The 14,537-nt window shown below is 36.5% G+C and carries 12 protein-coding genes; 9 read left to right on the forward strand and 3 right to left on the reverse strand.

The features are described 5' to 3' along the window. Positions 1–33: 33 nt before the first annotated feature. The 8 genes from DM447_RS08335 to pyrE are packed head-to-tail and all read left to right on the forward strand — an operon-like array spanning position 34 to position 9,499. Complete coding sequence (locus tag DM447_RS08335) at positions 34–966, forward strand: aspartate carbamoyltransferase catalytic subunit (protein ID WP_112180779.1); 933 nt, start codon at positions 34–36, stop codon at positions 964–966. Continuing rightward, complete coding sequence (locus DM447_RS08340) at positions 923–2,215, forward strand: dihydroorotase (protein WP_112180780.1); 1,293 nt, start codon at positions 923–925, stop codon at positions 2,213–2,215. Before DM447_RS08335 ends, DM447_RS08340 begins: the two co-directional genes overlap by 44 nt. Continuing rightward, positions 2,202–3,323: a carbamoyl phosphate synthase small subunit gene (locus DM447_RS08345; RefSeq protein ID WP_112180781.1), complete on the forward strand. Its 1,122-nt coding sequence runs from the start codon at positions 2,202–2,204 to the stop codon at positions 3,321–3,323. The genes DM447_RS08340 and DM447_RS08345 overlap by 14 nt, the downstream gene beginning before the upstream one ends. Next, positions 3,302–6,502, forward strand: a complete 3,201-nt coding sequence (gene carB / locus DM447_RS08350) for a carbamoyl-phosphate synthase large subunit (protein ID WP_112180782.1) — start codon at positions 3,302–3,304, stop codon at positions 6,500–6,502. The genes DM447_RS08345 and carB overlap by 22 nt, the downstream gene beginning before the upstream one ends. Beyond that, positions 6,499–7,269, forward strand: coding sequence for a dihydroorotate dehydrogenase electron transfer subunit (locus tag DM447_RS08355; protein WP_112180783.1), 771 nt, complete (start codon positions 6,499–6,501; stop codon positions 7,267–7,269). The genes carB and DM447_RS08355 overlap by 4 nt, the downstream gene beginning before the upstream one ends. Next, positions 7,266–8,204, forward strand: a complete 939-nt coding sequence (locus DM447_RS08360; protein WP_112180784.1) for a dihydroorotate dehydrogenase — start codon at positions 7,266–7,268, stop codon at positions 8,202–8,204. The genes DM447_RS08355 and DM447_RS08360 overlap by 4 nt, the downstream gene beginning before the upstream one ends. Beyond that, positions 8,176–8,889 (forward strand): orotidine-5'-phosphate decarboxylase, encoded by a 714-nt coding sequence (pyrF, locus tag DM447_RS08365; protein ID WP_112180785.1) that lies wholly within the window; start codon positions 8,176–8,178, stop codon positions 8,887–8,889. Before DM447_RS08360 ends, pyrF begins: the two co-directional genes overlap by 29 nt. Next, the gene (pyrE, locus tag DM447_RS08370; protein ID WP_112180786.1) at positions 8,876–9,499 is read left to right on the forward strand and encodes an orotate phosphoribosyltransferase; all 624 of its coding nucleotides are present in this window, start codon (positions 8,876–8,878) and stop codon (positions 9,497–9,499) included. The genes pyrF and pyrE overlap by 14 nt, the downstream gene beginning before the upstream one ends. Before the next feature lie 254 nt (positions 9,500–9,753). Here pyrE and DM447_RS08375 read toward each other — a convergent pair whose 3' ends face one another. Next, positions 9,754–10,188 carry a PH domain-containing protein gene (locus DM447_RS08375; protein WP_332871721.1) on the reverse strand — a complete coding sequence of 145 codons (435 nt, stop codon included), beginning with the start codon at positions 10,186–10,188 and terminating at the stop codon, positions 9,754–9,756. A 67-nt stretch (positions 10,189–10,255) separates the two neighbouring features. Between DM447_RS08375 and DM447_RS08380 the strand changes: the two genes are divergently transcribed. Then, entirely contained in the window at positions 10,256–10,729 is a 474-nt protein-coding gene (locus DM447_RS08380; RefSeq protein ID WP_112180787.1) for a GNAT family N-acetyltransferase, read from the forward strand. A gap of 425 nt (positions 10,730–11,154) precedes the next feature. Here the strand turns inward: DM447_RS08380 and DM447_RS08385 are convergent, their stop codons facing one another. Further along, positions 11,155–12,651 carry a sigma-70 family RNA polymerase sigma factor gene (locus DM447_RS08385; protein ID WP_112180788.1) on the reverse strand — a complete coding sequence of 499 codons (1,497 nt, stop codon included), beginning with the start codon at positions 12,649–12,651 and terminating at the stop codon, positions 11,155–11,157. A 144-nt stretch (positions 12,652–12,795) separates the two neighbouring features. Beyond that, the gene (locus DM447_RS08390) at positions 12,796–14,508 is read right to left on the reverse strand and encodes an Rqc2 family fibronectin-binding protein (protein WP_112180789.1); all 1,713 of its coding nucleotides are present in this window, start codon (positions 14,506–14,508) and stop codon (positions 12,796–12,798) included. Positions 14,509–14,537 lie beyond the last annotated feature (29 nt).

The following is a 14,537-nucleotide window of genomic DNA, read 5'->3' on the forward strand; positions in this document are numbered from 1 at the left end:
GACAGTCCTTCAGACTAAAAGGAGGAGTAAGTTATGAAACATTTTGTCTCGATGAAGGGTTTATCTGAACATGAATTGATGCGGTTAATGAAAATAGCAAGCGATATTGAGGAAAATGGAATTGCACCATTTTCAGAGCAATTCTTTGTTGGGAATTTATTTTTTGAACCTAGTACGAGAACGAAAATGAGTTTTATTGTGGCGCAGAAAAGACTAGGCATCGAAGCACTTGATTTTCATGCTGAAACTTCTAGTGTTAAAAAAGGGGAAACAGTCTATGATACTGCTAAAACATTTGAATCAATAGGCGCTTCTCTTCTGGTAGTGAGGCATCCAGAAGATGATGCTGTTCAACAACTAGCTGATCAGCTGTCGATCCCTGTTATAAATGCTGGTGATGGAGCTGGTGAACATCCAACACAATCATTACTAGACTTATACACAATGTATCAAGAGTTTGATAGATTCAAAGGTCTCAATGTTGCGATTATTGGAGATATAAAACATAGCCGTGTTGCTCGATCAAATGCTTTAGCTTTACAAACGTTGGGAGCAAATGTCTACCTTTCAGCTAAGCCTGAATGGCAGGATGACACGTTACCTTTTCCATATATAAATATTGATGATGCCGTTACACTAGCTGATGTGGTTATGCTACTTCGCGTCCAAACGGAAAGACATCAAGAAGAAGACTATCCTCAAGAAAAAACATATCTCGAAAAATATGGCTTAACAGTAGAACGAGAACAAAAAATGTTAGCTCATGCAATTATTATGCATCCGGCGCCAGTTAATCGAGGTGTAGAAATAGATGATACGTTAGTAGAGGCGAAAAGATCACGCATCTTCAAACAGATGAAAAATGGTGTAACGGTAAGAATGGCTGTTATTCATCATTTACTTCAAACAGGGGGAATTACACATGCAACTAATTATCACGAACGTCAAGCAACTGTTACCAACTAATGAATTAAAAGCGTGTGAAGTAAAGGTCAAAGATGGAATGATTGAAGAGATAGCCGATTATATTGAAAAAAAACCAACAGATACACTGATTGATGGTCAAGGAAATCTCATTGCACCAGGTTTTATTGATATTCATGTTCATTTACGAGAACCTGGTGGTGGTGCAAAAGAAACGGTTGAAACAGGTACGAAGGCTGCTGCAAGAGGTGGATTTACAACTGTATGTACAATGCCAAATACGAGACCTGTTGTAGATAATCCGGAGATTTTACATCAATTGAACCAAAAGATAGCCGATACAGCATCTGTTCGTGTTTTACCGTACGCTGCGATCACACAAAGTTTACAAGGTGAAAAGCTAACAGATATGGTGAGTTTAAAAGAAGCTGGTGCCTTTGCTTTCACAGATGATGGCGTTGGTGTCCAAACAGCAGATCAGATGTTACAAGCGATGAATATTGCAGCAAAGCTGAACATGCCGATTGTGGCACATTGTGAAGATAATTCCTTAATTCATCAAGGGGTTGTCCATGAGGGTGAAGTGAGTAGTAGATTAGGAATCAATGGTATCCCTGCAGTATGTGAGTCGGTACAAATTGCTCGAGACGTATTATTAGCAGAAGCAACTGGTTGCCATTATCATGTCTGTCATGTCAGTACAAAAGAGTCCGTTCGGGTAATTCGTGATGCAAAACGAGCAGGAATCCATGTAACAGCAGAAGTAACACCACATCATTTGCTATTAAATGAAACGCATATTTTGGATTTGGATACGAATTTTAAGATGAATCCACCATTAAGAGCAAAAGATGATCAACAAGCGTTATTTGAAGGATTACTAGATGGAACAATAGATTTTATTGCAACAGATCATGCGCCGCACACTGAATCAGAAAAGCAAACAGATATCAATAAATCGCCATTTGGTATTGTCGGCTTAGAAACAGCTTTTGCTCTTTTATATAGCCATTTCGTACAAACAGAAAAAGTTACATTAAAGCAATTGATTGATTGGTTAACGATTAAGCCAGCAGAAGTATTTCATTTAGCATCTGGTGAGTTAAAAGTTGGACGTGCAGCTGATTTAACACTAATTAACCTCGATCAAAAATGGCTAATAGATAAAGAGAAGTTTTATTCAAAAGCGAAAAATACACCATTTCAAAATTGGGAAGTAACTGCTAATCCAATTCTAACAATGGTAAACGGAAAGATCGTCTATGAGGAGGCATCATATGTTAAACCGTAAGCTTGTACTAGAAGACGGAACGATATTTACTGGGAAAGCATTTGGTAGTTTAAATAAAAGTGTTGGTGAAGTTGTCTTTAATACAGGGATGACGGGTTATCAAGAAATATTTTCAGATCCTTCTTATTGTGGACAAATTGTAACGATGACCTATCCGTTAATTGGAAATTATGGTGTCAATCGGGATGACTTTGAGACGATCAATCCATCTATTCATGGATTGGTAGTAAAAGAAATGTGTGAAATGCCGTCTAATTTTAGAAGTGAAGAATCATTAGATAGTTATTTAAAAGCAAAAGATATACCGGCTATTTCCGGAATAGATACACGAAAATTAACCAAAATCATTCGTAAGCATGGAACGATGAAAGCCATTTTGACAGAAGCATCGTTGGAGGTCAGTGAGAAGGATGAATTAGCAGCATTATCAAATGCAACATTCATGCGAGATCAAGTCGAGCGTGTTTCGACAGTTAAGCCTTATGTCGTACCAGGAAGAGGATACCGGATAGTTCTAGTGGACTTTGGGATGAAGCATGGCATTTTACGTGAATTAACAAAGAGAATGTGCCATATTACAGTTGTGCCGTACCACTATTCAGCAGAAGAAATCTTACGGTTAAAGCCAGATGGAATTATGCTTACGAACGGACCTGGAGATCCCAAAGATGTACCAGAAGCAATTGAAATGATTGCTACTATTATCAACCAAGTTCCTATTTTTGGAATTTGTCTAGGTCATCAACTATTAGCTTTAGCATGTGGAGCCGATACGGAAAAAATGACGTTTGGCCATCGGGGATCAAATCATCCAGTAAAAGATCTAGAAGAGGATAGAACTTATATTACATCACAAAATCATGGGTATGCTGTAACAGCAGATTCACTGGTAGGAACTGACTTAGTCTTAACGCAAATTGCATTAAATGACAGTTCTGTTGAAGGAATTCGTCACCAAGCGTTCCCAGCCTTTTCCGTACAGTACCATCCGGAAAGTTCACCAGGTCCAGAAGATACGAGTCATTTATTTGATGCTTTTTTAACTGAAATAAACACACACCAGAATACAGTCAAGGAGGCTCTCGCATGCCAAAACGTACAGATTTAAATAAAATATTAGTTATTGGTTCAGGGCCAATTATCATCGGACAAGCTGCAGAGTTTGATTACTCAGGAACGCAAGCCTGTCAATCGTTAAAAGAAGAAGGATATAGCGTTATTCTAGCAAACTCAAATCCCGCTACAATTATGACAGATCATACGGTAGCTGACACAGTTTACATGGAACCTTTAACAGTTGAATTTTTAACCAAAATCATTCGTAAAGAACAACCAGATGCTATTTTACCTACATTGGGTGGTCAAACAGGCTTAAATTTAGCTGTTGCAATTGAAAAAACAGGCATTCTTGAGACATATAATATTGAAATGTTGGGGACATCATTAGAAGCCATTCAATTAGCAGAAGATCGTGAGAAATTCAGATCGCTAATGTATCAGCTAAATGAGCCCGTACCTGAAAGTGAAATTGTTACAACAGTTGAGCAAGCAGTTGATTTCGCCAATAAAATAGATTATCCGTTGATTGTACGACCAGCGTACACATTAGGTGGTACTGGTGGGGGCATGTGTTATAACGAAACCCAATTACGTGAGATTACAAGAAGCGGACTAGCTTTATCTCCTGTAACACAATGTTTAATAGAACGGAATATTGCCGGGCTTAAAGAAGTTGAGTATGAAGTAATGCGTGATAAAAAGGATCAAGCAATTGTTGTCTGTAACATGGAAAATATTGATCCAGTTGGAATTCACACAGGTGATTCGATTGTTGTAGCACCATCTCAAACATTAAGTGACCGAGAATATCAATTATTACGTAATGCTTCATTAAAAATTATTCGAGCACTCAAAATTGAAGGTGGCTGTAACGTTCAACTTGCAATTGACCCAGACAGTTTCGACTATTATATCATCGAGGTAAATCCTAGAGTTAGTCGTTCGTCTGCATTAGCATCAAAAGCTACTGGCTACCCAATTGCTAAAATCGCAGCAAAAATAGCAGTTGGTCTAACGCTAGACGAAATAAAAAATCCGATTACCCAGACGACTTATGCAGCATTCGAACCAGCACTTGATTATGTTGTGACAAAGTTCCCACGTTTTCCTTTTGATAAATTTACGACAGGAAACCGCACGCTTGGTACCCAGATGAAAGCTACTGGTGAAATAATGGCGATTGGGAGAACATTTGAAGAATCGTTTTTAAAAGGAATCAGGTCATTAGATATTAGTGAAGAAGAGTTCTGGATTCCGCAACTTGAAAAACTCAACGAAACTGAATTAGCTGAAAGGCTTACAAAAGCAGATGATGAAAGAATTTTTGTGTTAGCTGAAGCATTGCGTAGAAATATGACTGTTGATGAAATATTTGAACTAACGAAAATAGATCGTTTCTTCCTGAACAAAATAAATAGAATAATTAAGATCGAAAATAGATTAATAGATGAAGTAGAATCAATAGAATGCCTTATAGAAGCGAAACAGGCTGGATTCTCCGACACGCAAATTGCTCGTTTATGGAATCTTGATGTGGATACGATTTACCATCTTCGACAAAAGCATAATATCAGACCAGTATATAAAATGGTGGATACGTGTGCAGCTGAATTTGAATCAGCTACACCATATTTTTATAGCACATATGAAGATGAACAAGAATCAATTACAACTTCTAATCAAAAAGTACTCGTACTCGGATCAGGACCAATTCGAATTGGTCAGGGCATAGAATTTGATTATGCAACAGTACATTCTGTTTTAGCTTTAAAAGAAGCGGGATATGAAGCAATTATAATGAATAATAACCCGGAAACAGTATCCACTGATTTCAGTGTCTCCGATAAATTATATTTTGAACCATTAACGCTAGAAGATGTTATGCATGTCGTCGAATTAGAGAATCCTCTAGGTGTCATTGTTCAATTTGGTGGGCAAACAGCGATAAACTTAGCCTCAGGTTTAGAGAGGCGTGGTGTGAAGATTATGGGGACATCACTTGAAGCAATTGATCTAGCTGAAGATCGCGATAAGTTCGAACAATTGCTAACGAGCATAGACGTACCACAGCCAAAAGGAAAAAGTGTTCGTCATTTAGATCAAGCAATAGAGACAGCTAATGAAATTGGTTATCCAGTCTTAGTGCGACCATCTTATGTAATCGGTGGAAGCCAAATGGAGATTGTTTATAACGAGAATGAACTAGCACATTACTTACAAAAAACAACACATATTAAACATAAACATCCTGTATTAATCGACAAATATATGACTGGTATAGAAGTAGAAGTAGATGCGATATGTGATGGGGAGACAACTATTATCCCTGGTATTATGGAACATATCGAACGGGCTGGTGTCCATTCTGGTGACTCGATTGCAGTTTATCCAACACAACGTATCCAACCAAAAGTCAAACAGCAATTAATAGATACGACAATTAAAATTGCAACTAAATTACAAGTCATCGGTTTAGTTAATATTCAATTCGTTGTTCATAAAGATCAGGTATTTGTAATTGAAGTAAACCCACGTGCGAGTCGAACAATTCCATTCTTAAGTAAAATCACTGGGGTAACGATGGCAAATCTTGCAACAAAATGTATTGTCGGTCAGTCACTTAAAGAAATGGGTTATACAAGCGGCTTACTACCTGAACCAAATCATGTTTCTGTTAAAGTTCCAGTCTTCTCTTTTGAAAAATTACGTAGTGTCGATACGATACTTGGACCAGAAATGAAATCAACAGGTGAAGCAATTGGCCGTGACAAAACGTTAGAGAAAGCATTGTATAAAGGTTTACTAGCTTCTGGACTATCTATTCCAATGGAAGGAGCGGTACTATTAACTGTTGCTGATAAGGATAAACAAGAGATTGTAGAAATTGCAGAAAGATTTCATCAGCTAGGTTTTCACTTATACGCAACAGAAGGTACAGCAGAGTTTATTCAGAGTCAAGATTTACCGGTAACAGAAGTTGGGAAAATAGGTGCTGAAGGAAGAAATGTGCTGTCTATTATCGAGAACGGAGAAGCACAATTTGTTATAAATACACTTACTTCTGGGAAACGTCCTAGATCGGATGGATTCAGAATTCGCCGTGAAGCTGTAGAACATGGAATTGCTTGTTTAACAAGTCTTGATACGGCATTAGCAATTTTGAATGTCATTGATTCCACAACATTTACCGCACAAGCTGTCGTTGCGAATAAGGAGGTCATCAGGTGATCACAAAGTCTATTGTTAAGATCGAACAAATAAACGAAATTGCTTTGGACACAATTGAAATGAAACTAAAGACGCCAATTTCATTGGAAGAGGTAAATCCAGGACAGTTTATTCATGTTCGAATTGGCAGTGATCATGCACATCAATTAAGAAGACCTATTTCCATTGCAGACCTTGATAAAGTCAATCAAATCATGACAATCGTATTTAAAATAGTTGGTTCTGGTACAGAAATATTAGCGCGGGCTAAAGTGGGAGAGGAATTAGATGTTCTCCTTCCATGTGGAACTGGCTATCCGATTGATAAACTTGAGGTACCAAAAGCACTACTTATTGGTGGGGGTATAGGTGTCCCCCCTTTATATTATTTAGCAAAACAATTAGTTGAAAAAGGTACAGAAGTAACGGCTATCCTAGGCTTTCAAGCAAAAGAACATGTATTTTATGAAGAAAAATTTAAGGCACTTGGAAATTGTCATGTTGTCACAAATGATGGTAGTTATGGACATCAAGGTTTCGTAACAGATGTGATTGACATAGAATCTCCAGAATTTGATTACTTTTTCTCTTGTGGACCAACACCAATGCTACGTGCAGTTTCTACTAAATTAGAGAATAGTAATGGTTATATTTCTTTAGAAGAACGAATGGGATGTGGAGTTGGTACTTGTTTTGCTTGCGTGATCCCGGTGCCTGGTTCCGCTACTGATTACAAAAAGATTTGTAGCGATGGACCTGTATTTGAAGCAAGTGAGGTGGCACTATGAGTAATCTTGCGGTTGAACTCCCAGGTTTATCTTTAAAAAATCCAATTATGCCCGCTTCTGGTTGTTTTGGGTTTGGACGTGAATATAGTAACTTTTATGATTTGAGCAGGCTTGGTGCAGTAATTATTAAAGCGGCGACTGGAGAAGCACGATTTGGAAATGCTACACCACGAGTAGCAGAAACCGCATCTGGCATGTTAAATGCGATTGGTCTACAAAATCCTGGTGTAGAGAAAATTATTGCAGAACAACTTCCTTTCTTTCGGAATTACGACACGCCTATTATTGCAAATGTGGCAGGTAGTACGATTGAAGAATATGAGTTAGTCGCAGAGGCTATCTCAAATTCACCTGATATTGCAGCAATTGAACTAAACATCTCTTGTCCTAATGTGAAAGAGGGAGGGGTCCAGTTTGGAACTGATCCTGTTTTAGCAAGTGAAGTAACAAGACGTGTGAAAGCAAAAAGTAAGGTTCCGGTATATGTAAAATTATCACCGAATGTAACGAATATCGTAGACATTGCGACAGCAGTAGAAGCGGCTGGTGCTGATGGTTTATCGATGATAAACACTTTAACAGGTATGCAAATAGATTTAAACGCGCGTAAACCAATACTTGCGAACAAAATTGGTGGTTTATCTGGACCAGCTATCAAACCAGTAGCAATTCGAATGATATACCAAGTAAAACAACATGTTTCGATTCCGATTATTGGTATGGGTGGTATTACAACAGCAGAAGATGTGTTAGAGTTTTTGCTTGCGGGATCAAGCGCTGTTGCAATTGGGACAGCTAATTTTCAAAACCCGCTCATTTGTCCAGAAATAATTGAAGCATTACCAGCTGTACTAAAAAAATACGGTTTTTCATCTATACAAGATGCAATTGGAAAGGGGCATGAACATGCAACAGCCAATATATCTCGCACTTGATTTTCCAACATGGGAGCAAACAGATCATTTTTTAAAAGTAAATGAACTAGATGGTGTCCCAGTAAAAGTAGGAATGGAATTATTTTATCGAGAAGGTCCAGCTGTGATCGCTTATCTCAAAAAGAAAAATCATCCGATTTTTTTAGATCTTAAATTACATGATATTCCAACCACGATTTATAAAGCAATGCGTAATCTAGCAAACCTAGGTGTCGATGTAGTCAATGTCCATGGACTAGGAGGAAGTGCAATGGTTGCTGCGGCTAAACAAGGATTGATCGACGGAAGTAATCAAATTCAGACTCCAAAATTATTAGTGGTAACCATGTTAACCTCAATGGATCAAGAGACAGTCGAACAAGAATTGGCGATACAGCAACCGATCGAAACGATTGTCACAAATTTAGCTCTATTAGGAAAAAATAATGGAGCGGATGGTGTTGTTTGTTCTGCACAAGAGGCACGAGCAATCAAACATGCCTGCGGAAACGAGTTTTTAGCAGTAACACCAGGGATTAGATTAACGAACACTGCAAATGATGATCAAAAAAGAATTGCAACACCTACTTTCGCAAAAGCAGAAGGGGTAGATGCACTTGTGATAGGTCGAAGTATAACTGCTGCAGCGAACCCAAAAGAAACCTATAAGCAAGCTGTAAAGGAGTGGAATCATGTCTCTAGCTAAACAAATTGCCAATGACTTATATAAAATAGAAGCGATTCAAATTAAACCAGATCGTTCATTCACTTGGACATCTGGTATCAAGTCACCGATTTATTGTGATAATCGACTAACGATGTCTTATCCAGAGATTCGAACTAATATAGCGGAAGCTTTTGTTGAAAAAATTAAAGCATTACCCGTGCAACCGGATGTAATTGCAGGTTGTGCAACAGCAGGTATTCCACATGCAGCATGGCTAGCAGAAAAGCTGGGCTTACCAATGATTTATGTTCGTGCAAAGGCTAAGGCGCATGGTAAGGGGAATCAAATTGAAGGAAAAATAGAGGCAGGTCAAAAAGTAATTGTTATCGAAGATTTAATTTCAACTGGTGGTTCTTCGCTTAATACAGCGTTAGCGCTTCAAGAAGAGGGGATAGAGGTGTTAGGTGTGATGGCAATTTTTACATACGGACTAGAACAAGCAAAAAACGAATTTGCTGCCAAACAAATAGACTTGTCTACCATAACAACTTTTGATATTTTAATTGGGCAATTGCTAGAAGCAAAAGCAATTACCAAAGTAGAAGAAGAAAGTCTGCTAGAGTGGCGCGATACATTAACACTTGGATAAATATTTCTTGAAAAGTCATAGCGGAATGATCGCTATGATTTTTTGTGGATATGTAAGAGTTAGATTTTATTACCCGCTTCTCAAATGAAATTGACTCCCTTTCCGTAGGCACGGCTTCAGCTGTTCCTACTGGACAAGGAATGCTTCGACAGCATTAACATCGCACGAGAAAATGACTTCATATTTTCGAGGAGTGTCGCTAATTTCATTGGATGCGCTATTTTTATAGATATCTGGATAACTAGTCCTGTAATTTAATCTCTGTATTGGGACATCGCTTTTTTAATTCGGTGATAAACTCGGGATTTATTCTTTGGTGAAATTTTTATACTACCAAGGATTGTTGAACTGTAAAATATTTCAATTCCATTCTTTGATGATAAAATTCTATAACCAGTAAATATATTATTCGTTAGAGATATTTTTGTTATAGCTTGATAAGGGACTTTACTCCTAAATGGTCCACCTTTCACTAATAGATAATCCTCATTAAAAATGTACTTAATAGAAAAGGCTGACCATAATATAAAGCCTACCGAAATAATAAAGATAGCGGACATAATGATTACGATAGATATTGTTGCTTCTTTATCAATTAACAGAGGTAAATACACTACAACACCCATTAGTAACACCGTTATAGAAATAAATATTATGAAATAAGTATCTACTTTTGAACGAAAAATCATATAGTGATCACATCCTTCTAATGCTAAAAGTGGTATACTCATTAAAAATTCAACTGGGGTGATATTGATGGAAATAAGCAAGACTAGAGATTATGCGTTAGTTGCAAAATTAAACAAGCCAGTTCATGATTTGCATTTTTCTCTATATCCAAAGTATTTCAAAGCATATAACTATGAAGAAATCAAAGAAGTATTTAAAGAACTAATAGTTAATGAAAATTTTGCTTTTCTGCTATTAGAAGACTATAAAGAAGCGGTTGGTTATGCTTGGATAGAGATTAGAAATTACCAGGAAAACGCGTTCAAGAAAGGTTATAAATCCGTTTATGTGCATCAAATTAGCATTGTTCAAACACAAAGACAAAAGGGATTTGGAACAAGCTTAATGGACTATATCTATAACTTCGCAAGTGAAAAAGGAATAGACTTGATTGAATTAGATTATTGGTTAGATAATAAAATTGCGAAAGAGTTTTACAAAAAGCACGACTTTGTAAAATATCGTGAGTTTGTATATAAACAGCTCAACTTTCTCACCTGAAAAATAAGCACTGATCGTTGGCTACTATGAGTTTGTAGTGTGTTCATTATAAAGCTTGACACTATTTAAAAAAGTTGTTTAATACTGAATAACCATAGACTATGCGGTAACTGCCATGTTGATTTCCGCTACAGGCAGTCGCTTTCCGCGGGCAAGTCTTCAGCTAACTTCGTAAAGCGGTTTTCTTTACAGAATTAGCTGAAGCCGTGCCTACGGAAAGGGAGTCAATTTCATTTGAGGAGCGGGTAAGAACTTTATGCCTCTTACCGCAGAGTTTCTCTCGAGTATAAACAACAATTTATAAAGAAGTCTAAATAATGATGATGAACACTTAAGTTAATCTCCGTTAATTTTGCAGTTTTAATCAATTAATAGAAGGTTTATGTCAAAGATAATGCTATTCTATTCGAATCTATCATTTCGAATTAGTCCACTTGTTTTAAAAATTCTAATAGCTCATCTATTTCATACGTCTTGTAAATCATTTCTGTGTCATCAAAGACAACATATGCAGGAGATTTTTCTAAATTCAGAAATTGATATTGTTGATTCGCACTTTCCAAGGAATCAATAGTTTGGGCAGAGGTGACATTTTTAACACCCTCTTGATCCAGTATATCGTAGTCAAAAGATGTCCTATTATCAACGACAAAAAGCGCATATTCATCCTCGTTTTCAGCAATTAAAGGATAGACTTCATCAAAATTAAACGCTTCTAATGTTCTGTTGACCTCACCATTTTCATTAAATAAGCTAACCTTAACCGGTTTCTCATTGCTCAAATAGATATAATAATCATCATGGAGATGACTGCTTAGCTTCATATTGCTTGTTTCTATGATCGCTTTCTCTGAAAAAGCACTACCAGAACCAAAGCCAACACCCTCGGTTTCATCATACCAGTGAAAGTAGTCAGCATTATTTTCGTAACTCAGTGTTAACAATCGTTTTGAATAGGCGTTATTTTCTTGTTTCACTTCAATTAATGCATAATAACCTGGAAACGACATTTCAAATTGAACAAGAACAATCCAACGGTCGATTTGTTTAACCGACGTCAACAATGTGATATTATCTATATCTTCTTCGAGCATTTGATCGCCTAATTGTTCTTCTATTACTTCTGCTAATTGGTCTGTCTCAACAGGTGATTCTGCGTATCTGAATGTATCATCGATATTGGTATCTGTACTAGGATCAGTTTGTGTCAAAGGTGAATCATTGAATTGAAAATATAGAAAGACAAAGAAAATCATACAGACAATTCCTACTGACCAAAATTTAATAGCAGCGGGCGATAAAATAAATCGCCGCTTTCTGTTTGACTTTGGCAAATCATCAAGAGTTTGTTCTATAGACTTTTTGATGATTTCAGAAGGTTCATCATTCTCTTTCTCGTTTTTCTCCACTTGATCTATTTTCAAATAGCTTGCAAGGTTATTGTGCGCATAATTAAGTCTTGATTTTACAGTACTTTCATTAATATTTAAAATAGTAGCAATATCTTGAATATTAAATTGTTCATAATAAAATAGAGTTATGATTACTTTATGAGTAATACTTAAATTATCCATGCCTTTGGACAACTGATCATACACTGTTGCTTCTTCTTGATCAATTAATTGTATTGGATAATCTAACGGTTCAGAAGAGATAACTTTATCCTGTTCTTTTAAATGAGCATAGCATTGATTAATTAATAGTTGTGTTAACCAAGTTTTAAAATCTTGTTGTTTCTTTAACTTATCAACAGAATAGTAACTTTTCTTAATCGTTTCTTGAATTACGTCTGCACAGTCATCATCATGCTTTAATATCACTTTTGAAACACGATACAAGGTGTTTTGACATGCAATAATTAGACGTAAAAATGCATCTTTATCGTCTGCTTTTGCTAAATTCACTTCACTCTGATCGATCATGTTAGTTGATTCCTCCTATACATATTAGACTTATTAAAATGATGAAACGTTCCATTTGATTTTCATGAATGATTGAAAACAGATATAAAGTTATTAGAAATATAAAATAACCTCTCCAAGGGCTACACATTGGAGAGGTTATGCTTATTTTTTCGGTCTTAATTGCTTGATTAGGGCGCTATCTGGTGTGACGAATAATGTTTTTTGGTTATCGTATGTCACATAACCTGGTTTTGCCCCGTTCGGTTTTTTGACATGCTTAATTTGTGTGTAGTCAACGGGCACAGATGAAGAATCCTTAGCTTTACTAAAAAGGGCTGCTAACTGTGCTGCTTCTACTAATGTTTCTTGATCGGGATTTGGGTCACGAATGACGACATGCGATCCTGGTATGTCTTTGGTATGTAACCAAATTTCATTACGTGCTGCTAAACGCATCGTTACATACTCATTTTGTTTATTGTTTTTACCAACTAATATAGTTGTTCCATTGCTTGCAATAAATGTTTCAGGCTCAGGTTTTTTCGCTTTCTTCGGCTTTTTACGATGTTTTGTTTTCGTTTTTAAATAACCCTGTTCACGTAACTCTTCTCTTATTTCCTCAATGTCTTGTACACGAGCTTCTCCAATTTGTTGAATCAATTCATCAAGATAAATAATTTCTAACTTAGCTTTTTCAATTTCTAAAATAACCATTTGTTTTGATTTTTTTAACTTTTGGTACGTTTTAAAATAGCTTTGTGCATTTTCACTAGGGGTTTTATTTGGATTTAATTCAATCGTTATTTCCTTTTGATCTGGATCGTAATAGTCAATAACTGTTGCAAGTTTATCTCCAAATTTGATCGCATGCATGTTAGCAGTAAGCAGTTCACCATTTCGTTGATACATGGGCGCTTTTTCAGCCTTTTTTAAAGTTTGCTCTTGTTTTTTTATTTTACGTACATTTTTTTCGCGTTCATTTTTCAGGAAACGCAATAAGTCTCCAGCTTGTTGTTTAACAAGATCTCGTTCTGCTTTACCTGAATAGAATGCATCAAGCATGGCACTTACACTAGGAAAAGTTTCTTGCTCAGCTTTGATGTGTGTTAACGGCAAGACATAGAAATCTTCTTTGACTTCTTTAAATATAATTGGTTGATATTCATGAGCTTGAAGTATAGTTTTTATGTCTTTAAAAGCATTCTCATAGGTTTCAAGTGATCCTAAGTGGGCACGAGAAACTATCTCTTTAGCTAATAAAGGAGATACCCCCATAAAAGTCAGCACTATTTGTTGATCTAGTTTTCCGGCGTTTAAATCCATTTTCTTGCGGAACGTGTCGTTATCAGTCGTAACTGGATTCAATTTCCCTTGATCAGGCGGTAATACATAAGCTTGCCCTGGTAATATTGTCCGGTGTCTATTTTGTGCGGGTGGTACGTGTTTAATGCTGTCTAGAATATGTCCTTTTTCATGATCGATTAATAAAATATTACTGTGCTTACCCATAATTTCAATTACTAACGTTTTTTCCGTTTCATCGCCTATTTCATTTTTCCCTTTAATATGAATCGTGACAATGCGTTCGTTTTCATGTTGTTCTATGCTAGTAATAAAACTCCCTGTTAAGTGTTTTCGTAAAAGCATACAAAACATGGAAGGTTCACTCGGGTTTTGATACGAATCTTCCGTTAAATGAAAGCGCGAATAACTTGGATGCGCGGATAATAGCAATGTTTTATTCTTTCCTTGTGACCGAATAGTAAAAACTAATTCGGTTTGTGTTGGTTGATAAATCTTCAATATTCTTCCCGATTTTAAATCTTCTTGGAGCTCATGTGTAATTGCTCGGGTAACAACGCCATCAAATGTCATAGTTAATCACCTCTTTGTTCTATTGGAAC

Source organism: Paraliobacillus zengyii (genome assembly GCF_003268595.1).
Taxonomy (GTDB): Bacteria; Bacillota; Bacilli; order Bacillales; family Amphibacillaceae; genus Paraliobacillus_A; species Paraliobacillus_A zengyii.